The sequence below is a fragment of the Priestia flexa NBRC 15715 genome (assembly GCF_001591565.1).
Taxonomy (GTDB): Bacteria; Bacillota; Bacilli; order Bacillales; family Bacillaceae_H; genus Priestia; species Priestia flexa.
Genome location: NZ_BCVD01000002.1, coordinates 1 through 20,955 on the forward strand (window position 1 = coordinate 1; position 20,955 = coordinate 20,955).

23 protein-coding genes are annotated in these 20,955 nt (G+C 39.1%); 4 read left to right on the plus strand and 19 right to left on the minus strand.

The window, feature by feature from the left end; all coding sequences use genetic code 11:
- Positions 1–538 precede the first annotated feature (538 nt).
- Positions 539–994 carry a MarR family winged helix-turn-helix transcriptional regulator gene (locus BFL01S_RS00665; protein WP_061784611.1) on the plus strand — a complete coding sequence of 152 codons (456 nt, stop codon included), beginning with the start codon at positions 539–541 and terminating at the stop codon, positions 992–994.
- A gap of 41 nt (positions 995–1,035) precedes the next feature.
- On the opposite strand, the gene BFL01S_RS00670 is transcribed toward BFL01S_RS00665, so the two are convergent.
- The gene (locus BFL01S_RS00670; protein WP_061784612.1) at positions 1,036–2,547 is read right to left on the minus strand and encodes a class I adenylate-forming enzyme family protein; all 1,512 of its coding nucleotides are present in this window, start codon (positions 2,545–2,547) and stop codon (positions 1,036–1,038) included.
- A 423-nt stretch (positions 2,548–2,970) separates the two neighbouring features.
- Between BFL01S_RS00670 and BFL01S_RS00675 the strand changes: the two genes are divergently transcribed.
- The gene (locus BFL01S_RS00675; protein WP_025911050.1) at positions 2,971–3,615 is read left to right on the plus strand and encodes an SDR family oxidoreductase; all 645 of its coding nucleotides are present in this window, start codon (positions 2,971–2,973) and stop codon (positions 3,613–3,615) included.
- A gap of 27 nt (positions 3,616–3,642) precedes the next feature.
- On the opposite strand, the gene BFL01S_RS00680 is transcribed toward BFL01S_RS00675, so the two are convergent.
- The 3 genes from BFL01S_RS00680 to BFL01S_RS00690 all read right to left on the minus strand — a co-directional run bounded on the left by BFL01S_RS00680 (position 3,643) and on the right by BFL01S_RS00690 (position 5,872).
- Positions 3,643–4,260: an NUDIX hydrolase gene (locus BFL01S_RS00680; RefSeq protein WP_025911052.1), complete on the minus strand. Its 618-nt coding sequence runs from the start codon at positions 4,258–4,260 to the stop codon at positions 3,643–3,645.
- 50 nt (positions 4,261–4,310) lie between these two features.
- The gene (locus BFL01S_RS00685; RefSeq protein ID WP_061784613.1) at positions 4,311–5,147 is read right to left on the minus strand and encodes a cobalamin-binding protein; all 837 of its coding nucleotides are present in this window, start codon (positions 5,145–5,147) and stop codon (positions 4,311–4,313) included.
- Between the two features lie 278 nt (positions 5,148–5,425).
- Complete coding sequence (locus tag BFL01S_RS00690; RefSeq protein ID WP_061784614.1) at positions 5,426–5,872, minus strand: DUF6376 family protein; 447 nt, start codon at positions 5,870–5,872, stop codon at positions 5,426–5,428.
- Between the two features lie 344 nt (positions 5,873–6,216).
- Here BFL01S_RS00690 and BFL01S_RS00695 point away from each other — a divergent pair, with 344 nt between their 5' ends.
- Positions 6,217–6,795, plus strand: coding sequence for an exonuclease domain-containing protein (locus BFL01S_RS00695; RefSeq protein ID WP_061784615.1), 579 nt, complete (start codon positions 6,217–6,219; stop codon positions 6,793–6,795).
- Between the two features lie 8 nt (positions 6,796–6,803).
- Here BFL01S_RS00695 and BFL01S_RS00700 read toward each other — a convergent pair whose 3' ends face one another.
- The 13 genes from BFL01S_RS00700 to BFL01S_RS00760 form a co-directional block, all read right to left on the minus strand.
- Entirely contained in the window at positions 6,804–7,490 is a 687-nt protein-coding gene (locus BFL01S_RS00700) for a GNAT family N-acetyltransferase (protein WP_025911060.1), read from the minus strand.
- A 12-nt stretch (positions 7,491–7,502) separates the two neighbouring features.
- On the minus strand, positions 7,503–8,381 hold the full coding sequence (locus tag BFL01S_RS00705; RefSeq protein ID WP_025911061.1) for a carbon-nitrogen hydrolase family protein: 879 nt from the start codon (positions 8,379–8,381) through the stop codon (positions 7,503–7,505).
- A gap of 40 nt (positions 8,382–8,421) precedes the next feature.
- Positions 8,422–8,925: a G/U mismatch-specific DNA glycosylase gene (mug, locus tag BFL01S_RS00710; RefSeq protein WP_025911062.1), complete on the minus strand. Its 504-nt coding sequence runs from the start codon at positions 8,923–8,925 to the stop codon at positions 8,422–8,424.
- Positions 8,926–8,984: 59 nt separating this feature from the next.
- Positions 8,985–10,310 (minus strand): C40 family peptidase, encoded by a 1,326-nt coding sequence (locus BFL01S_RS00715; protein ID WP_061784616.1) that lies wholly within the window; start codon positions 10,308–10,310, stop codon positions 8,985–8,987.
- A 204-nt stretch (positions 10,311–10,514) separates the two neighbouring features.
- On the minus strand, positions 10,515–11,330 hold the full coding sequence (locus BFL01S_RS00720; protein ID WP_061784617.1) for a uroporphyrinogen-III synthase: 816 nt from the start codon (positions 11,328–11,330) through the stop codon (positions 10,515–10,517).
- Positions 11,331–11,354: 24 nt separating this feature from the next.
- On the minus strand, positions 11,355–12,134 hold the full coding sequence (locus BFL01S_RS00725) for an IclR family transcriptional regulator (RefSeq protein ID WP_061784618.1): 780 nt from the start codon (positions 12,132–12,134) through the stop codon (positions 11,355–11,357).
- Positions 12,135–12,290: 156 nt separating this feature from the next.
- On the minus strand, positions 12,291–13,658 hold the full coding sequence (gene accC / locus BFL01S_RS00730) for an acetyl-CoA carboxylase biotin carboxylase subunit (RefSeq protein WP_025911068.1): 1,368 nt from the start codon (positions 13,656–13,658) through the stop codon (positions 12,291–12,293).
- Positions 13,659–13,679: 21 nt separating this feature from the next.
- Positions 13,680–14,117: an acetyl-CoA carboxylase biotin carboxyl carrier protein gene (gene accB, locus BFL01S_RS00735; RefSeq protein WP_061784619.1), complete on the minus strand. Its 438-nt coding sequence runs from the start codon at positions 14,115–14,117 to the stop codon at positions 13,680–13,682.
- A gap of 21 nt (positions 14,118–14,138) precedes the next feature.
- Positions 14,139–15,122, minus strand: a complete 984-nt coding sequence (locus tag BFL01S_RS00740) for a 5-oxoprolinase subunit C family protein (protein WP_061784620.1) — start codon at positions 15,120–15,122, stop codon at positions 14,139–14,141.
- A 2-nt stretch (positions 15,123–15,124) separates the two neighbouring features.
- Positions 15,125–15,874: a 5-oxoprolinase subunit PxpB gene (gene pxpB, locus BFL01S_RS00745; protein WP_061784621.1), complete on the minus strand. Its 750-nt coding sequence runs from the start codon at positions 15,872–15,874 to the stop codon at positions 15,125–15,127.
- 14 nt (positions 15,875–15,888) lie between these two features.
- The gene (locus tag BFL01S_RS00750) at positions 15,889–16,674 is read right to left on the minus strand and encodes a putative hydro-lyase (protein WP_061784622.1); all 786 of its coding nucleotides are present in this window, start codon (positions 16,672–16,674) and stop codon (positions 15,889–15,891) included.
- A gap of 56 nt (positions 16,675–16,730) precedes the next feature.
- The gene (locus tag BFL01S_RS00755; RefSeq protein WP_061784623.1) at positions 16,731–17,960 is read right to left on the minus strand and encodes an NRAMP family divalent metal transporter; all 1,230 of its coding nucleotides are present in this window, start codon (positions 17,958–17,960) and stop codon (positions 16,731–16,733) included.
- A gap of 18 nt (positions 17,961–17,978) precedes the next feature.
- Positions 17,979–18,743 (minus strand): LamB/YcsF family protein, encoded by a 765-nt coding sequence (locus BFL01S_RS00760; protein WP_061784624.1) that lies wholly within the window; start codon positions 18,741–18,743, stop codon positions 17,979–17,981.
- A 256-nt stretch (positions 18,744–18,999) separates the two neighbouring features.
- Here BFL01S_RS00760 and BFL01S_RS00765 point away from each other — a divergent pair, with 256 nt between their 5' ends.
- Complete coding sequence (locus tag BFL01S_RS00765) at positions 19,000–19,848, plus strand: C40 family peptidase (protein ID WP_061784625.1); 849 nt, start codon at positions 19,000–19,002, stop codon at positions 19,846–19,848.
- Positions 19,849–19,887: 39 nt separating this feature from the next.
- On the opposite strand, the gene BFL01S_RS00770 is transcribed toward BFL01S_RS00765, so the two are convergent.
- Both BFL01S_RS00770 and BFL01S_RS00775 read right to left on the minus strand, forming a co-directional pair.
- A complete protein-coding gene (locus BFL01S_RS00770) occupies positions 19,888–20,259 on the minus strand; it encodes a GNAT family N-acetyltransferase (protein ID WP_061784626.1) in 372 nt (123 codons plus the stop codon).
- Between the two features lie 28 nt (positions 20,260–20,287).
- Positions 20,288–20,938, minus strand: a complete 651-nt coding sequence (locus BFL01S_RS00775) for an MtnX-like HAD-IB family phosphatase (protein ID WP_061784627.1) — start codon at positions 20,936–20,938, stop codon at positions 20,288–20,290.
- Positions 20,939–20,955: the final 17 nt, after the last annotated feature.

Consider the following 20,955-nt stretch of genomic DNA (forward strand, 5'->3'; position numbering starts at 1 on the left):
GGGGTCAGTCCCTTTCTCTACAGCTTTTTGTTCTTTTTCTGCCGCTGTAGCTGCCGCTTGTTGTGCAGAATGGTCCATATACATATCAAATGCAATATAACCGCTGACCAACGTGGCACTTGCTAAAAGTGCTGCTATAACCTTTTTCATGTAATTGTGATCCCCCCATATTTCGGCTTTACCTCAATATGTCTTTCTTTTAAAAATATGTATGTTTCACTATATTATATAAAAATATAGAAATATTCGTCTATCAAAAAGTAAATATTTTTAAGAAGAAAAGGAAAGACTGAGAAAAGCCAGAATCATTTACACACCCCTTTTTGAAACGAAACATCTGTCTGAAAGCGCTATTGATACTATCATAATAGCACGAAATAAATAATAATTTAACGAATTTTGGAAATTAAATTTAACTTTTTTCTATCTAGACTTCATCAAACTGTCACAAATAGAGAAGGTCTTTCATTTATACAAAAGCTTTACACATGTTATAATAATTAGTACAAATGTATGAATCTAGAGGAGGCTCCACAGATTGACGCAGTATAACAAAGAAAATGTGAAAGAACAGTTAGAAAGCATTGATCAAATTAAAGAGGCGCTAGTGAAGTATCGAAACACCGTGATCGGTGAAAAGTATGACTTACTTCCCTACCACCTTACACCTACAAAAGAGACAATCTTAAAAACTGTTTATGATAAAGAAAGCTGTATTGTTAGCGATATCACAAAAGTACTTGGCCTTTCCCCAGGTGCCATTACCATTGTGTTAAATCAACTCGAAGATGAACAGCTCGTAACGCGCATTTATAAAAAGAAGAATCGTCGCAGCGTATGGATTGAGCTAACTGAAAAAGGAAAAGACGTTGTGGAAACGTTACAGCAAACGCGTACGGATTTTTGGCTCAGTATTTTATCTCATCTGACAGATGAAGAGCGTTCACAATACATTCATATTATGCAGAAACTTTCAAAAACATTAAGCGAATAAACAAAAAAAGCGGTGTAATCACCGCTTTTTTTGTTTATTTTTTAAGCATGAGCTAAAGCTAGCTCTTTTACTTTTTTCTTCATAATTTTACCGACGCTGTTTTTAGGAAGAGAAGGTACAAATACGATTTTAGGAACCTTATAAGCTGTTAATCGTTCTTTGCAGTATTCTTTAACCTCTGTTTCTGTTACACTAGACTCTTCTCTTAGCACCGTATACGCGTAAGGAACTTCTCCATATAAGTCATCTGGCATACCAACTAACGCCGTTTCCAACACATCATCAATGCTTAAAATCACATCTTCTACTTGGTCTGGATAAATATTGTCTCCTCCATATACAATGACATCTTTGTAGCGACCATCAATGTATAGGAATCCCTCTTCATCAAGCTTCCCTGCATCTCCCATAGATAACCAGCCGTCATGTAACACAGCTTGTGTTGCCGCTTCATTCCCCCAGTATCCCTTAAAGATGTACGGGCTTTTCACAAGGACTTCACCAATTTCTCCTGTTGCAACTGCCTCTCTTGTTTCAGGGTTAACTACTTTTACTTCAACACCTGCAATTGGTTTTCCAACAGAGTTTACTTTATCCCAGCTCATTTGAGGTGCCCAGGCGCTGATCACCCAAGCTTCTGTACTACCGTAACCTTGTGCTACCGTAACACCATGCTTTTCTAAGTTACGAATAAGTGATTCAGGTACTTTTGTTCCACCTGATAAAGCTAGCTTCCACGGTAAGTTTTCGCGAGGATTTTGCTCGAGCTCTTCTAATAAGTACGTAAGAGCCGGTGGCAAAGCTAATAATAGCGTAATATTTTCTTTATCAATAATGTCTAAAATCCGTGCTGGTTCGGTCTCTTCTGAACAAACCATTGTCACGCCGCTTTTAATGCAGTGAAACATAGAGTTCATTGAGCTCATATGGAAGAATGGATGCACAAATAAATAGTGCATTTCAACATGAATTAAATCCTCTGTTCTTCCGCTTTCTAAGTATTTTCGAACGCCACCATGTGAAATCATGCAGCCTTTTGCGTTCCCTGTTGTACCTGACGTAAACATCATTAAAGCCGTATCTTCTTCAGTTACTTCATAGTCAAATGAAGGTTCTTCTGCTGAAAATTGATTGAATTGTTCACTAAACTTAGGTTCCCGCTCTAGCACTACCGTAAAGTTCAATTGGTCAATTGCTTTAGCCCCTTCCACAACCGTTGAAAATTCTCGATGATGTAGGAGCGCTTTTAACTTTCCACTTTCAATAATGTGGTCTAATTCGTAAGGTGTCATATTTTCACTAAGCGGGCTTACAACAGCTCCAATTTTTACAATTGCCATCATAACAGTTGGATAAGCAGCGGTTGTACGAGCTAAAATCCCAACTCGATCTCCTTTTGTGACCCCCTGACTTACTAAAAAGTTTGCAATTCGATTAATTTGATTAGAAAACATTTCATACGTATATCGTTGTTCACCTTCTACTAACGCTTCTTTATTTGGCGATAGCATCGCTCTCTCTGCAACTAGATGTTGAATCGTATTTGATTTCATCTTTATCTCTCCTTTACGTTTTCAACATAACTATTGAAAAAAATGAATTAAAATAGTTTAATGACTAAAATATTAGTGACATAAAGAATAATATCAGAAAAAACATTCATTAGTAAAATTTCAATAGTCCCATATACTCTATTCGTATAGTTTAAAGACAAAAAAGAAGCATTTTAGACCCTGAAACCTGGTATATCAAGAATGTAAGAGCTTTTAACAAAATTCAAATAAATACTAAAAATAGTCATAAGGGTATATGAATTTTCTAATTTATGGTTAAAAAGCGTTTTAAAATGATTTTATTTTCTTATTTATGAAATTTATTTTGTTTTTTTACTTTAAAAGTGTTTAAAGCATAACTTTTGAGTGCATAAGAATCGTATGAAATAATAAAGAAAGAATAAAGCTGAAAGGAGAATGTATATGAAAGTATTAGTTATTGGAGCCAATGGACAAATCGGTCAAAAAGTTGTAAGACTATTACACGCTAATGAACAATATACCGTACGCGCAATGGTTCGTAAGGAAGAACAGCTTGAGAAACTAAAAAATGAAAATATTGAAGCGGTCTATGCTAGCCTTGAAGGAACGGTAAAAGAATTAGAAGCAGCAATGAAAGGCTGCGATGCGGTAGTCTTTACTGCCGGTTCAGGAGGTAGCACCGGGTCTGATAAAACGTTGCTAATTGATTTAGACGGAGCAGCCAAATCAATTGAAGCAGCCGAAAACGTAGGAGTTAATCGTTTTATCATGGTAAGTGCCCTACAAGCACATCATCGTGAAAACTGGAATGAGAATTTAAAGCCTTATTACGTAGCGAAACACTATGCTGACAAAATCCTAGAAGCAAGTAGTTTAGACTATACAATCATTCGACCAGGTGGATTGACGAACGACGCTGGTACGGGTAAAGTAGACGTTGCCACAAACTTAACGCGCGGAACAATTCCTCGTGAAGACGTAGCCAAGGTTGTGGTTACTAGCCTTACAGAAGAAGGAACTTACAAAAAATCGTTTGACTTATTAGCAGGCGATAAAAACATCGAACAAGCTCTAAAGACATTATAATAAAACAGGCGGTCGTAACCGCCTGTTTTATTTATTTAATAACTGGGTGAAATGATGCAAAATCTTAGCAGTTAGACCCCAGATTACACGATTCTCATAATAATAAAAATGCTCTTCCATCTTGCGTGTTTGCCAATTATAATCTTCTCCTCCAATGATATCATCAAATGGGAAGGTTGAATCAGGCTCTACTTTAAAATGAATATGATGAACTTCAGGTGGATTCTCTTTAAAGAACGAAAGGGGTACGGTAAATATTTCCGCTACCTCAGAAGGGTTTGGACGTAGTGGCAAATCATCTTTTAAAACCCCGATATACGGATAAATAATAGTTCCGAATTGCGACACGATATAATCTAATGGTTTGACATTTTCAACCGCTTTATTTTCAATACCCAGTTCTTCTGTCGTTTCTCTCACTGCTGCATCTTGAGGTGTTGAATCATTTGGTTCAATCTTACCCCCAGGAAAACAAATCTCACCAGGTTGCCTACGCAAATGGTGGGCCCTTACTTCGAATAACACATGAAGCTCATCTTGTTTTTGAACAAGTGGGACCAAAACGGCAAACTGTAAAAATTCATCCATGCCTAAAATGTTTGGATTTCGCTTAGTTAATGTTTCGAGTATGTCATTTAGCTTCAATGTACCACTTCCTTTTCTCTCTTTTTCGTAGTAACAGCATAGTTTGTTGGTTAAGGCTTGTCAACTTCCATACCCTTTAAAACTGATAGTAGCACATCTTCATCTTTATCCTCTTTAAAAATAGCGGGATGAAGCAGCTGAGCTAGCTTTTTAAGACCAACTAATAATCGTGGAGATGGCCGGCAAAATAATGCCTCCTCTAAAATATGTATATCCGTTTCCGACAGTCTTAATTCTTCCCAACCAGAACGTTTTTGGATCACTTTTTTATTGACGTTCTTTTCGGCTACCCCAACCCACGCAAGACATATCGCTTGAGGTTTTCTCTTTTTGACTTCTTCCCACGTTGTTTGAACGCTTGGTTCACTGTAATCTTCAAACATATTTTTTGCTCCGGCAAGCGCACTAATTTCAGTTAGCCAGTTTGAGCCACCTGGCGTAAACAAAGGCTTTGGCCACCATTCCCAGTAGATGTTGGGCTTGTGTGTAATACGCTGGGCTAACTCTTTATAGTAGGTTATTTCTTTATCAAATCGCTGCACAATTTTTTCTGCATAAGTACCTACTCCAATTAAATCCCCTACAGTCAGAAGGTCATTTCTAATATCACTTAAGGACTGAGGATTTAACGTAACGAAAGAAAGGTTCCTTTTTTTTAATTCTTCAATGTTTCGCTCCATTCCAGGAACGCTTAAAGAAGCTAAGATTAAATCTGGCTTCAGCTCCTCAACCAAGTCCATATCAATAGACAAGTCAGGACCTAATCGCGGTAATTTTTGCACGCTGTTCGGCCAATCTGAATAGTTATCGACCCCTACAAGTAAATGCTCGCATTGCAAATAACCAATGAGTTCAGTGTTGCTAGGGCATAAAGACACAATTCGCATTAAAACTCCTCCTTATTAAAAGTCTTTATCTTTACAATACTAGAATTACAGAAAAAAAGACAGCAGACATTCTGTTCACTATTCTTTAAGAGAATTTTTATAAAAAGGTAATTTTTCATCGTTTTTTCACTTTTCTCTTATATAGTAAAGACAGTACTTTTTTTATAGATATGCCCCTTTTCACTCGTCTCTTGTAGACGAGCTTTTTTTATGTTCTAAAATATGGCTAATATAGAAAAGGTATCGGACTAAAATCCAATACCCTTTTCGTTACGAATTTATAATCCCAAGTCTTCAATTTGTTTAACGATGCTTGAGATGTCTTGAATGGATTGAAAGAGCTCCGTATTTTCAAGCGCTGCAGGATCCAACTTTCCGCCCTCTATGTTTTCTAGATACGTATTGATTCCGTCTAGCGCTTTCTCATTTTGCTCTAGTACCTGGTTGTGTAAGTCAGCTGCTAATTCAGGGGCATTGAGCTCATTGAAGCTTTCAATTTCTCCTTTCATGTCTTCTAGTTTCGTTTCAAATTCCGCTGCGGCTTTTGAATCTGTAATGGCTTGCTGTGCTAATTCGGGTGCTTCTTCAGCAAATGTTTTTGCCTCCTGTACATAGTCTGTCGCTTCGTTTACGTATGTGAGTGCGTCATTTGCTCCTTCCAGCATTGAACAGCCACCTAATGCAAAAGACGTGCTGGCTAGGATTCCTATCAACCATTTTTTCATTTGTTTTCCTCCCAGAAATTTATTTTCAACCTTTTAAGGTAGAAACCAATAAAAAAACCATCTTCACAATGTTTTTTGTAAAGATGGTTAAAATGACCTTTACCAAAAAACATTTGGCAAAGGTCTCGCTAACAATATTACATATTGCCAACAAAGCCGGAGAGATTCTCTCGGAATGACGACCTTGCTGTAGCAGCTACTCCCCTTTGGGAATTCCATATAAACTTCTAACATCATTCTACCTTATTTATAAGAAACGCGTCAATTCTCACGAAGGAATGGTTTTTCCATTTAGATAATCAATGGTAGAATAAGAGAATCATAATGATAAGGGAGAGAACGTCTTGTCTGGACAGTCTAAAATACTCGCGTTTGTGGATATTGAAACAACCGGCTTAAGTCCCGCTAGTTGTGAAATGATTGAACTTGGAATTTTACTTTATGAATACGACGAACAGCTCCAAACCCTCACGGAGCTAGACCGCTATAATGGATTTGAAATGCCGACATACCCAATTTATCCTCATATTACTCGGCTAACTGGGATTACAAATGAAATGGTGGAAGGTCAAAGATTTAATGATGAAAAAGTGATCGAGTTGTTTAAGCAAGCTGATGGTATTATTGCGCACAATGCTTCTTTTGACCGTAGCTTTTTACTAAAGCGCTATTCCTTTTTACAAGACCTGAAATGGCACTGCTCGATGAGATCAGTAAAATGGAAAGAATACGGATTTGTCAATAAAAAGCTAACAACGCTCTTAGATGCACATGGAATTTCTAGAGAACATGCTCACCGTGCGATGGATGATATTGAAGCAACTGCTTTCTTGTTACAAAAAACCAATCCAGAGGGTAATATGTACTTAACCGAAGTTTTAAAGAAAGCCATGAGCAAACCAAAATCTGTTGTGAAACGATAAAAAGCATCTCATTTAGCTGAGATGCTTTTTTGTACTAAAAATGGGTTTTTCCATTCCATTAGCGTTCCGTAGTTACAAGACTCTTCATCTTCTAAATAGTTCTCTATCACTTTAAGCGGTGTTCGACCACAGCGCAGCAAAAATGTAATAACAGGATCTTGAATGGTACCTTTTGAAATTTCTTGGATATATTGCTCTGGCGTTAGCTTATCCTGATATAGGTGGTAAGCAGGCATCCTCCCTCCACCTATTAGCCGGTCTAGTTTCAGATGAATGACGACATCGTACATGGCAGTCATCATCCATTTCCCTAACCCTAACTTACGGTAAGCAGGGGCTACACTAATATCTACAACATATAATGAATTCCCGTTTGGGTCATGATTACGAATATAACCGCTATCCGTAACGTCCGCCCACGTATGATTTGGTGATTTAGGGTCAAACTGAACTAATAATCCCGTCATGCTTCCTACTACTTTACCGTTTACTTCTATACACAATGCTCCCTCTGGGAATAGCGTAACGTGATTGGTAAGCTGCTCGATATTCCACCATAAATCAGACGGAAACGGAGGTGGAAAACATTCTTGCTGAATAGCAATTAAATCTTGAAAATCAGCTTGGTGATAATTTCGAATGATGGCGGGAACAGGCTTTTTTTCGTCAAACACAAAAAACTCTCTTCGGTACACATTCATCACTCCTTATCGAATCAAGACCTCTTCTTTTTCCCAATCGGTATATAAATCTGTACGACGATCACGCCACGTTGTTACCGATCCGCTTTCTCGAACTTTATAGAGTAATTCCAAGTCTAGGTCAGCTGTGACAATCATATCTTGGTTGATTTCACCTTCAGCCATTAATCCTTTAGGTGGAAACGGAACATCGTTTGGGGTAATGATTGCAGCTTGACCAAAGTTAGCGCGCATAAAATCGACGGTAGGGAGTGAACCTACTGTCCCCGAGTTTACTACATAAACTTGATTTTCAATTGCTCTTGCATGGCTCGTATAGCGTACGCGGTGAAACCCGTGACGATCATCTGTACATGACGGGCAGAATATTACGTCTGCACCTTTTGCTTTTGCCATGCGTACAATCTCAGGGAATTCAATGTCATAGCACGTAAGCATCGCAATTTTCCCTTTGGTTGTCTCAAACACCTGCAGGTTTTCTCCAGGCGTCATGTCCCACTCATGTAGCTCCGTTGGCGTCATATGAAGCTTCGCTTGCTCACCTATACGTCCATCTGGATAAAAAAGGTGCGCTACGTTATACAAACGCCCTTCTCTTTTTATTACGTGTGTACCTGCAATAATATGAATGTTCATTTTAATGGCTAAGCTCATAAATAAAGAACGATACTGCTCGGTAAAGTCCGGTAAATCCTGAATTGTTAATGCTTGTCCTTGGTGGTTACCAATCGACATTAACTGTGTTGTAAAGAATTCTGGGAACATGACAAACTCTGCTCCAAATTCTTCTGCTGTTTTGACATAGTGCTCAACTTGATGAGCAAATTCCTCAAAGGATTGAATTGTATGAAGATGATATTGAACCGCTGATACTCGAAGTTTCATAGGTTCCTCCTTTCCAAACTTATTTGTCTATTTTTTTCTTTTAGTAAAAAAGATCTGCTAGCTCTCGGTAAATGGCCACAATATCGTCTATTTTCATTCGCACTAAGCCGCTTGAGGAAGGAGCCACGAAGTCAATTGTCCCTTCAATAACCGAAACCTCTTGAATTCCCCAAGGAACGTTTCTGCGTTTGCTGTATTGTTCGTAGACACCTTTTCCGACGAAGCAAACGACTTTTGGTTGATAAGTACGAATTTTATGAGCGAGCTGCTTTCGTCCTTCTTCATATTCTTCTTTCGTAATTTCCGCTGCCGCTTTTGTAGGACGATCTACAATATTCGTAAGACCATAACCAAGATCTAGTAAATCTACATCCTCTTCAGGCTTATAAAGTCGTGGTGTTAATCCGGACTTGTATAAAATACTCCAAAATCGATTGCGAGGATGTGCAAAGTGATAGCCTGTTTCACTTGATCGAATACTTGGATTAAAACCGACAAATAGAATTCTTAAGTCTTTCTTAATGCAATCTTGTACCAAATCCATGCCGTACCTCCTAAAAAAATCATCCATCTAGTATGAATGATTTTTTAGAAAATTATACGTTAAATACGAACAACGCGTCCGTTAAATTTTTTCTTCCAATAGCCTTGCGTCATATCAGCAATGCCGACGCCTTTACTTTGAGCACCAATGAATTTTCCATTTCCTACATAAATGCCAACATGTCCATCTGTTTTATATGTGTTAAAAAAGACAAGGTCGCCTGGCTGCATTTGTGAAGCGGAAATTTGTGTACCAGCATGCTTTAATGTTTCAGTGCTTACATAGCCGCGAGGTCCTAGCTCAACGCCGACTTGTGAATATGCCCAGTGTACAAACGATGAGCAATCAAAGAATCCGCGGTTGATATCCGCTTGGGTACGACCTCCACCAAATACGTATGCAGAATTACCAATCCATTTATTCCCAACCGTTGCGACATTAGAATGAGATGCAGCAGGAGCTGATTTAGCCGCTGGTGCTTCAACAGTAGCTTTTGATGTAGCTTTCGTACTTTCATTGTCTTGAGCAGGAGCTGCTTTTTCAGCAATAGATTGACCTGAAGCTGTAGCTACCTGCTGCTCAGCTTTTTCAGCTGCTTCTTTTTGTTCTTGCTCTCTTTGTTTTTTAGCTGCAATGCTGTCTGTTAACGTTTGTTCTTGCGTTGATAAATCTGTTTCTTGTTCCGTTAAAGATGCTACTTGCTGTGCATTTTCTGATTTTTTTTCATTTAACTGAGCAGCAAGGGTTTCTTGCTCCGCTTTTTGCTCCGCTAAATATTCATTAATACCCTTTAGCTCTTCTTTCATCGCTTCAAGATCTTTTAGTTTACCTTTTACAGAAGACTGTTTCTGTGCTACTTCATCTTGCATCTCTTTAGTTTCTTTTAGAATATCACGGTCTGCGCTAATGATTGTTGACACAGCTACCGAGCGGTCAACGAAATCCGAAAAGCTTTGTGAACCAAGAAGCACTTGAACATAATCAACGCTGCCTCCAGCTTCTTGAAGTGCTTTTGCACGCTGAGCCAAAACTTGATTGCGCTCTTCTAGCTTTTCATTTAGCGTATCGATGTCTTTTTGAAGGATGTCTATTTTTTCAGTTGTCTGCTTAATGCTGTCTTCTGTATCCGTTACTTTCTTTTCGTTTTCCTTAGCTGCTAATTTTAAACGCTCCAACTGAGCTGATAAGCTGCTTTGTTCTTTTTCTAAACGCTTCTTTTCTTCATTTGCGCTTGAAATTTTCCCTTGTAGTTCTTCACGCTCTTGTTGAATCGTCGTTTTTTGGTTTTCCATTTCATTTATCGTTGAGGCAAATGCTTCAGTTGAAAACACGCTTGATAGTCCTAAAACAACCGCTGCATTGGCAAAAATAGCTTTTTTATTCACTTTAAATTCCTCCATTACTTCATCTGTCTAATCCTCTATGTATATATCGAACTATTATTGTCGAAAAATAGCTAAAAATAGTCTTTTACTACGAAAATTATACCACGATGTATTTATATGAAATATTACAATTTCATTTCATAATTGGAAGACTTAGTGAAATAGAAGAAAAAAATAGCACGCAAACGCGTACTATTTTCCTGATTACTTCTCTATAGTTTGCTGATAGTATTGCTCTAGAGCTACAATCGCGCTCCCCATTCGTTCCTGAAGCGGAACTACCACGCGCTTCACGCCTTGATCATTTAACGCAGCAGCCGTTACTTTTCCAACTGATAACGCCACAACGTCTGTCTCAAATGCTTCTAAAACCTCTTGTTCTTTTCCTTTTTCGCGCGCAAAGGAAAAAAGGTTACGAGGCTGAGGAGCGCTTGTAAAGTTGACTGCGTCTACCTTCCTAGTTAGTATTTCATCTAACAGTTGCTCCATCACGTCAGTTTGAGGAGGAATGTGCTTATAAGGAAGAATATCTTTGGCCTTGGCGTTTTGATCATTTAAAAAGGTCATTAATGCAGGCGCAGGATCTCCATGAAGCTGAAGCGCAACTTTACATCCATCAAATGAGTGACTCTTTAACTCTCGCACCAGACCAGCTGTACTGCCATCATCATCGCGAACCGTTGGTGTAACGCCTAGCTTTTTTAGCATATTAATGGTTTTATAGCCACGAGCCCCGATTTTAGCGCTCTTTAATGCCGCTAGGAATTCAGAAGCTAGCCCCATTTTATCAGCGGTATTGTATAAGATTTCTGTACCAATACCCGTAGTGAAAATAAACCAGTCGTACGTACCTTGAACAAGATCTTTTACGTCTTCTTCAAGATGAGTGTCATCTAAAAAAATTGTTCCTTGTGCCGGTCGAATAAGAGCCGTCCCACCTAAGTTTTCTACGATTTTTTTAATGTCCTCTACTTTTCGCTGACCAGCAAGGGCGACTCGTTTTCCTTCTAATCGTCTCATTGTAAACTCCTCCGTTTATGTAAATTACTGCGCAAATGGAGATGTGTGTTGAGGAATATATCCTAATTTCACTGAAATCTCCGCTGCTGCCGTTGTTACTTTTTTAATTAAAAATGGCATTCTTTCTTCATGAAAATGTGCATCAATTCCTGCAACGCTAATTCCCGCTACAATTTCTCCTTTATGGTTAAAGATTGGAGCTGAAACAGCTGTTGTATAATCTTCAAGCTCAGAATGGCTAATTGTATAGCCGTTTACACGTGCTTTATGAAGCTCTTCATTTAATTTTTCTTTGTCGGTAATTGTGCCTATGCCTAGTGGTTTTAAATCGGTTACCTCTAAATAGCGCTGCTGCTCTTCAGATGATAAAAAAGATAAAATAATGCGAGAACAAGCACCAGCATAAAGCGGCGATTTTCGTCCAATCGATGTATAAAGACGTACGGGGTGCACGGCTTCAATCTTTTCAATATACATCGCTTCATCTCCATCGCGAACGATCAGATTAACGGCTTCTTCTACTTCATCGCGAAGCGCTTGCATAATCGGCAGCGCAAGCCCTCTAACATCTAGTCGATCGGCTACAAGCTGACCAAACTGCAAAAAAAGAAGCCCAAGCTCATAGTGGCCATATGGATCTTTCGTTAAAAAACCCATTTCTTCTAAGGATCCAAGCATTCGGTGCAGCGATGTTTTAGGGATATTTGTCTTATTCATTAACTCATTGAATGTAAGGCGAGGGTGATCAATGAACAGCGTTAGAATGCTCATCGATTTCACAACCGTTTTATTTTTATCCTGCATACTCACGCTCTCCTTTAATTTGAACATATTTTCACAATCTTTGTTTTATTATACAACAAACTAGCGGAAAGTACCTTATTTTAGGATGTTTTTTCGCCTTTAATTAGACATAAAAATAAAGAAAGCACCCTGTATAAAGGCGCCTTCTGTTATTACTTATAAAGTTGTTGCTACCTGCTCTGGCTGAATCTCATATATTTCTAAAAACTTCGTTGTAAAATCTCCTTCTAAAAATTTCTCATGTTCTAGAAGGGATAAGTGAAACGGTATGGTTGTGTGCACTCCTTTAATATAAAATTCGCTGAGTGCACGCTTCATGCGCTGAATAGCTTCCGTACGATTTTTTCCGTAAACAATCACTTTAGCAATCATCGAATCATAAAAAGGTGGAATTGTATAGCCTGCATATACTGCGCTATCTATGCGTACCCCAAACCCTCCAGGTGGAATGTACTCTGTTACTGTTCCCGGTGAAGGCATAAAATCACGCCAAGGATCTTCCGCATTTATGCGACACTCAATTGCGCATCCAGAAAAAGTAGTGTCTTCTTGCGTGAAGGATAGCGGATAACCTGCTGCTGCTAAAACTTGCTCTTTAATCAAATCTACCCCTGTTACTAACTCTGTTACTGGGTGCTCAACTTGAATACGCGTATTCATTTCCATAAAATAAAACGCACCGTATTTATCCAGTAAAAATTCAACCGTACCTACACCATAGTAGTTCACTGCTTTTGCAGCTTTCACAGCAGCATCTCCCATCTCATCCCGGAGCTTTTCGCTAAGCGCTGGTGACGGTGACTCTTCGATAAGCTTTTGATGACGCCTTTGGATGGAGCAGTCTCGTTCTCCTAAGTGAACAACGTGTCCATGCTTGTCCGCTAAAATTTGAATTTCAACATGACGCGGGTCTTCAATAAACTTTTCCAAGTACACGCCTTTGTCTCCAAACGCTTTTTCCGCTTCTTGCTGAGCTTGACGAACTGCTTTGTGAAGCTCTTCTTCATTAAAAGCCGTGCGCATTCCTTTACCGCCTCCACCAGCGGATGCCTTTACAATGACAGGGTAGCCAATTTCTTTTGCAATCGCAGTAGCTTCTGTACTACTTTTAATTAAACCGTCGCTTCCTGGTACAATTGGTACGTTTGCTCGCTTCATGGTATCACGAGCTTTTGCTTTAGCTCCCATATCTAAGATAGCCTGAGATGAAGGACCAATAAACGTTATCCCATACTCTAGACAAGCATCTGCAAACTGTGCACTTTCAGATAAAAAACCATACCCAGGATGAATCGCATCTGCATGTGACACGTCCGCTGCGCTGATGATACTTTTACTATTTAAGTAGCTATCTTTAGGACTTTTCCCACCGATGCAGTATGCTTCATCAGCCATCTGTACATGAAGTGCATCGCGGTCTCCAGTAGAATACACAGCTACGGTTTTGATGCCAAGTTCCTTACATGCACGAATCACACGAACAGCAATTTCTCCTCTGTTAGCAATCAACACTTTTTTAAACATCGTCTCACTCCTTATTAGCGCTTATTGTTTGATTAAAAATAGAGGTTGGTCGTATTCAACAATATCGCCGTCTTTCACAAGAACCTCTATAATTTCTCCTTCAATTCCCGCTTCTACCTCATTAAAAAGCTTCATTGCTTCTACAATACAGACGATATCATTAGCACGAACTTTATCACCTTCCGATACAAAAGGTGAAGCTCCTTGTTCAGGAGAGGAGTAGAAGGTTCCGACCATAGGAGAACGTACTTCGCAGACCGCTTTTGATGGCTCCTCATTTTTTAATGGAGGTGTGAGTTCTACCTCATTGTTTTTACTAGGCGTTAACACTTTTGTTGCTTCTTCCGTTAGTGTTTTATCAAGAACAATCACTGTTCCATCGTGTTCCACATGTAGCTTTTGAATGCCACCTTCATTCATTAAAGCTATAACCTCTTTTAATTCTGCAGTATTAATCATCCTTTTCTCCCCTTTCATTTTTTAAGCTTCTTTTTGATAAAGTGCAATTGAACACGCTAACTGCTTCATAGTTTTTTCGTTTTCTAAATAAATTTGTTCAGCTTCTTCTAGGGTAATATATTGAAAATAAATGCTTTCTCCAGGCTTCACCTGAGCTAGAACTGGTAAGTCAGCCGTGATAACCTGAGCCATTTTTGGATAGCCACCCGTGGTTTGTCGATCTGCTAATAGAATGATTGGATTTCCGTCTGGCGGTACTTGAATAGATCCATTCGTTACGGCTTCTGATAGCAACTCTACTTTTTCAGTAAGTACCATTTCAGGACCAGCAATTCGATAACCCATGCGATCTGATTGAGTACTAACTTTAAAGGCTTGTTCACTAAAGGCTTGTTGACTTTCTTTAGTAAACAAATCAAATTGACTGCCTTTTATTACACGGATAATCGGCTTTTTTTCAAACGGTAAGCGTTCGTGAAAATTCACGTACCAGTTTGGCATATGTACACGGCTTGCCAACTTTACATGCTGATGTTGAGAACCCGTAAATTTAATTACATCGTTTGCCTGTAAAGCGCGCCCTTTGAAACCACCTAACTCGCCGCGTAAATAGGTACTTTTACTATTCATAACAGGAGATAGTAAAAAACCACCCTTTACTGCCAAATAAGCTCGACACCCTTTTTTACATGGTCCAAATTGAAGGGTACTTCCTTTTGACACGTAGATTGGTTTCCACATATGAACGGGTTCATTGTTAATGCTCGGTGCTAAATCACCTCCAGTGATAGCGATTACACAATCCTTTTCAAATTCAATTGTTGGACCCATTAAAGTCATTTCTAAGCAAGCCTCTTTTTCATCGTTCGCAACTAATAGATTTGCTACGCGCAAAGAATACGTATCCATAGCTCCGCTCACTAAGACACCGTGTTTTTGGAAGCCAGTTCGTCCTAAGTCTTGTATAGTCGTGAGTAAACCTGGCTTTAAGACCTTTATGCTCATACTTATCTCTCCTTTGTAAATTTTAAAAATTCATGCTGTGTAATAGGGATGAATTTGACGATATTACCTGCTTCAAGTAAGCTAGGTGGATTTTGCTCTGGTAAAAATAAAGGCTTTGGCGTTTGACCAATCAGCTGCCATCCTCCAGGCGTAGAGATGGGATAAACGCCTGTTTGCATTCCAGCAATCCCAACAGACCCTTTTGGAATGCTGGCGCGAGGAGACGACCTTCTCGGTGCCTTGATTTTCTCTGACATACCGCCTAAGAATGGAAATCCAGGCGCAAATCCAACCATATATACGAGGTATTCACCACTTGAGTGGATGGATATAACTTCATCAGACGTCAAGCCATTGATCTTCGCTACATCTTGTAAATCGGGTCCATATTCGCCACCGTAGCAAACCGGAATTTCTACAGTATGAGATGGTTGATTTTTATGGTGCGTTAAACTAGCAAGCTTTTTCTCTACTAGAGCTGAAACAATTTTAAAAGGAGATATTAAAGATGAATCTTTGCCTTGATATGTTTGATAGACAATAAGCGGGTCGTAAAAAATCGTTAGGTTTGTAAATGCAGGGACACTCTCGACAAACCCTTCAAACGGTGTATCTTCAAGCATATTCATAAGCGCCATGATTTGTTTATGAGTACTAATGCTCATTTCTGAACCAAATGTTACAACCACAGCCGAATCTCCAAGTGGGGTCAGCTCTGCGATTGTTTTCTTGTTATCTACTGCTTTAATCATGTCTTTCACCTCGTTTATAAAATTCCAAGCTCATCATCACGTATATCGGTAATGAGCATGTGCCCTGGAGCATGCGTAATCATAATAGACGGTTTAACCTCCATCGCAACAGCTTGTGGAGTAACTCCACAGGCCCAAAAAACAGGCACTTCACCTTCGTGAATGGTCACTGCATCACCAAAATCAGGATGATCAATTTGTTGGATACCTATTTCTTTTGGACTACCAATATGAAGAGGACTTCCATGAACGGAAGGAAAGCGCGAGGTAACCTGCACCGCGCGAGGGACGTCTCGAGAAGGCATAGGACGCATACTTACAACCGTTACGCCTTTAAATAAGCCAGCTGATTTACATTCAATATTGGTTTTGTACATCGGGACATTACATTTCTCCTCAATGTGTCGGATAGGTATACCGTTATTTAACAAGGCGTCTTCAAACGTAAAGCTGCAACCAATCAAGAAACCTACCATATCTTCTTCCCAAAGCGATGTAATATCCGTTATTTCTTCCGTTAATACACCTTCTCGATATACGCGGTACTTAGGTAAATCTGTACGAATATCTGCTCCTTTTGCAACGGTTAAATACGGTGATCCAACCTCTGTTACGTCTAATAATGGACACGACTTTGGGTTACGCTGACAAAATAGTAAAAAGTCATACGCATGTTCTTGTTTTAAGATTGCTAGATTTGCTTGGGCGTATCCATTCGCCATCCCTGCTGTTGGTCCAGTAATTTTCATTTCACGAATAAGCTTACGAATTTTTTCAGGTGTTTCAGTTGCGTAACTCATATTTGGTCTCCTTTCAACGATACGGAGGTGAATAAAATAATCCACCTCCAGCTCAGTTATTTAAATAATAAAGGCAGTTGATCAATTAATGTATATCCCCCCATTAACGCCATCACGATAACCACAAGGCTACCCGAGATCGTTAACCAAAGAGGGTGTTTATAATCTCCTACAATATCTTTTCGGTAAGCAGCAACTAAGAGCGTTCCAAGAGCAATTGGTAAAATCAATCCATTTATTGCACCAACTAACAGCAATACTTTAACTGGCTTTCCAATGACTACAAAACATAGTGTTGACACAATAATGAAGCCGATAATTACCCATTTATGATGCTGCTCTAAGCGTTTGCTAAATGTACGAATGAACGATACGGATGTGTAAGCAGCTCCAATAACAGACGTAATTGCAGCTGACCACATAACAACTCCGAAAATTTTATAGCCAATATTTCCTGCCGCTAGCTGAAAGACTGAAGCGGGTGGATTGCTTGCATCTATTTGAAGCCCTTGTGATACAACGCCAAGAACTGCTAAAAAGAGCGCAATACGCATAACAGACGTGATTAAAATTCCTACAACAGAACTCTTTGTCACTTGTGGTAGTGCATCAACACCTTTTATTCCTGCATCTAATAGTCGGTGACCTCCAGCAAACGTAATATAGCCACCTACCGTTCCACCCACTAACGTGACAATAGCAACAATATCAATCGTATCCGGCATTACTGTTTTTACTACAGCTTCTCCAACAGGAGGTGCCGTTTTAAACGCTACAAAAAACATTAAACCAATCATGACAAAGCCTGCGTACTGTGTGAAACGATCCATGGCCTTTCCAGCTTCTTTAATTAAAAAGATTGCCACTGCAATGATTGCACTTACAATTGCACCGTATTCAGGTGCGATACCAAACAAGGCATTTAATCCTAATCCAGCTCCTGCAATGTTTCCTACGTTAAAAGCAAGGCCACCCATAACAATTAGCCCAGCGATGACATAACCGAGGCCTGGCAACACCATGTTCGCAATATCTTGTCCTCTTTTTTCGGATACAGCGATAATTCGCCAAACGTTGGTTTGTGCAAAGATATCTAAAATAATTGATACTAAAATAACAAATCCAAAACTAGCTGCTAACGTTTGAGTAAAAACAGTAGTTTGAGTTAGAAACCCAGGACCAATAGCAGACGTGGCCATTAAGAAGGCCGCCCCCATCATGAGCGTCCAGTTAAGCTTAGGTACTGGCGACAGTTGCTGTTTTTTTGATTGTTTTACCGGCTCCATAATTAATTCTCCTCTCGATTAGCGGCATGATACGGCGACGCGTGTAATATCTGCTTGCTTAAAGGCTGTGTTAAGTGCATGAGCAAACTGCAAGGCATGTGTTCCGTCTCCATGAATGCAAACTGTATCTGCTTGAATCGGCACTGTTGTTCCTTGTTGAGACTGCACTTTTTTTTGCTCAATCATTCCAATAACTTGATTAATTGCTACTTCATCTTCTTCGATTAAAGCACCTTTCATTGTTCGAAGAGTTAAAGAACCATCTTCTTGATATGTACGATCAGCAAATACTTCATTTGCTGTTTGAAGCCCTATTTCTTTTCCTGCTTTTATGAGTTCACTTCCAGATAAGCCGAATAAAATAAGTTCTGGATTTACTGCATATACGGCTTCAGCAATTGCTTTTGATAATGCAGCATCTTTCGCCGCCATATTATAGAGAGCACCGTGTGGCTTTACATGCTGCATAGTACCTCCTTCCGCCTTTACAAATCCGTAGAGTGCACCAATTTGATATACGACTAAATCATACGCTTCACTAGGACTAATTTGAATATTCCGACGTCCAAACCCGCGTAAATCCTGCAAACCAGGATGAGCGCCAATAGCTACATCATGATGCAAGGCAAGTTTTACGGTTTCTCGCATGACGGTTGGATCTCCAGCATGAAAGCCACACGCGATATTAGCCGAAGAAACAAACTTTAAAATCTCTCTATCATTTCCAATCTTATAAACGCCATAACTTTCACCTAAATCACAGTTCACGTCAATTCGTTTCATTTCTTCATCCCCTTATCTATCTTGTTGTACCGAAAAATGGAACTTAAATTCCGTTTTTCGGTTAAATTGATTTTATCATTTAAATGTCTGATACACAAGATAGTTGTCAGAACATTTAACATATTAGGTCAATTCTATTAATTGAAAGGTTTCTAGATAGGTATTTCACTGCAGGAAAAAAGAATCTCGAAATCCAAGGTTTTCTAAGTCATAATTCAAAAGGTAATCTTTTTTACAAATGGATAGGAGGAAGAAAATGAAAAAGCATCAACTAATTGCTGCATCTATTGTAGGTATCAGCTTACTTTGGACCACCCCTACTGAGTTCAAAGCAGCGGAAATGGATACTACTAAAGTGGTGAAGACGGCTGCTGAATTATCAGGAATCGACTATGTAAGCGGTGGTGAAACAAAATCAGAAGGATTCGATAGCTCAGGGTTCATTTACTATGTAGTAGAAACAGCTTTAAATGTAGATATGCCGCGCACGTTAGAAGGGCAAGGTGAGTTAGGAACAGAAGTGAATAAAAGTGATTTAACAACCGGAGATCTGTTATTCTTCTCTACAAGCTCATCTACCATTACAAGCGCTGCAATCTATATTGGAGATGGAGAGATGATTTTCCCTTCTACTTCAAAAGGTGAAGTGGTTAAAGAAAGTTTCAAAGATAGTTCATTTTGGAATGCACATTTTATCAAAGCGAAAAGACTCAGTGCCTCTACCTTTTCATTTCCAGACTATAAAATTGTCTCGGAGAGTCGAGAGCAGCTAGGCGTTTCGTATCAATTTGGAGAAGAACGTCCAGAAGTTGGTTTTGATTGTTCGGGCTTTATTCAATATGTATTCAAAGAAGCATATAACGTAGCGCTCCCACGTTCTACGGATCAACAGTGGAACTTTGGTACATACGTTAAAAAAGAAGACCTACAAGTCGGAGACGTTGTCTTTTTTGAAGATACATACCGCAGCGGAATTTCGCACGCAGGTGTTTACATTGGTAAAAACCGTATGATACATGCTAAACATAAAGAAGGCGTCACCATTGATTATTTAACGGATGATTATTGGCAAGATAAATACGCTGGTGCCAAAAGAATGCGCTAATCATAAAAAAAGACCGCCTTCAAGCTTGAAGGTGGTCTTTTATGACAAGATCATTTTGACAAAAGTGGTTGGATTGCTATCAGCTACTGCAAACCCTAGTCGTTCCCAAAACTGATTGTACCTTTTGTCTTCAGAGACGTTTAGCTTTATTTGATCCCCATGACACTTCTCTTCAAATAAGAGATAAGCTTGCGTTCCAAAACTATACCCCTGATAATCTTTATGAATCACAAAAGTATGAATGTGACAAATATTCTTAACGGTTTCAGTATGCACATAGCCAATATACGTGTCCTCTAACTTAATTAGCAGCTGCTCACCAACTGACTTTATGTTTTTCGTCTTCGTCGATTTTAACATTTCTTCAACGATATAATGTGTATCTGCTACGACTGTTTCAAATGTAATCATGCTGTTAACTTTCCTTTCGTATATATGCTTAGTTCCACAAATGTTGTTGATTAAAATAAGATGTAATTTCTTGAAAGGACGCTACTTTTACGTGCGGAACGTTCTTTTCATCTAACAAATCTTGAAGAGCAGCTTTTGCAAACGTGATGTCTGCGCAAGCCGCTGGGTGTGAGTCTGGTTCACTATCACCGGCAAAATAGACCTGCTCATATTTTTTCTTGAAATCCTGAATAACTAACGATTTATCAATTCCATAACGCTCAGAATAGCTCCAGTGCTTAGGATCAATTTGCAAGTGAACATTTTTTTCATGGAACACACCGGTATTTGAAAGTACTTCCACATTCTCTACACCATGCTTCTTCAGAAGAGGTCGAATATAGTAATCTGAACCTGCGCTTAAAACATAAAAATCTCCTCCTCTTTTTTGTACTTCTTGAATAAAAGCAGGAACTCCAGGATCAATTTCAATTCCATCAATGTCTTGTAAAATGACGTCCTCTGTTTGGTTAATTGAGCTGAAGACAGTTGACAAAAAGTCAATGTCCTTCAGCTTACCTGACTTCCATTCTTTATATAGCTTTCTACCTTCAGGAAAATGTTTTTCAATCACAATCCAATAAAAATCCTTTTGTGAAATGGTACCATCAAAATCTGATACAAAAGCAAAGCGTTTCATTTTATCTTCCTTTCATG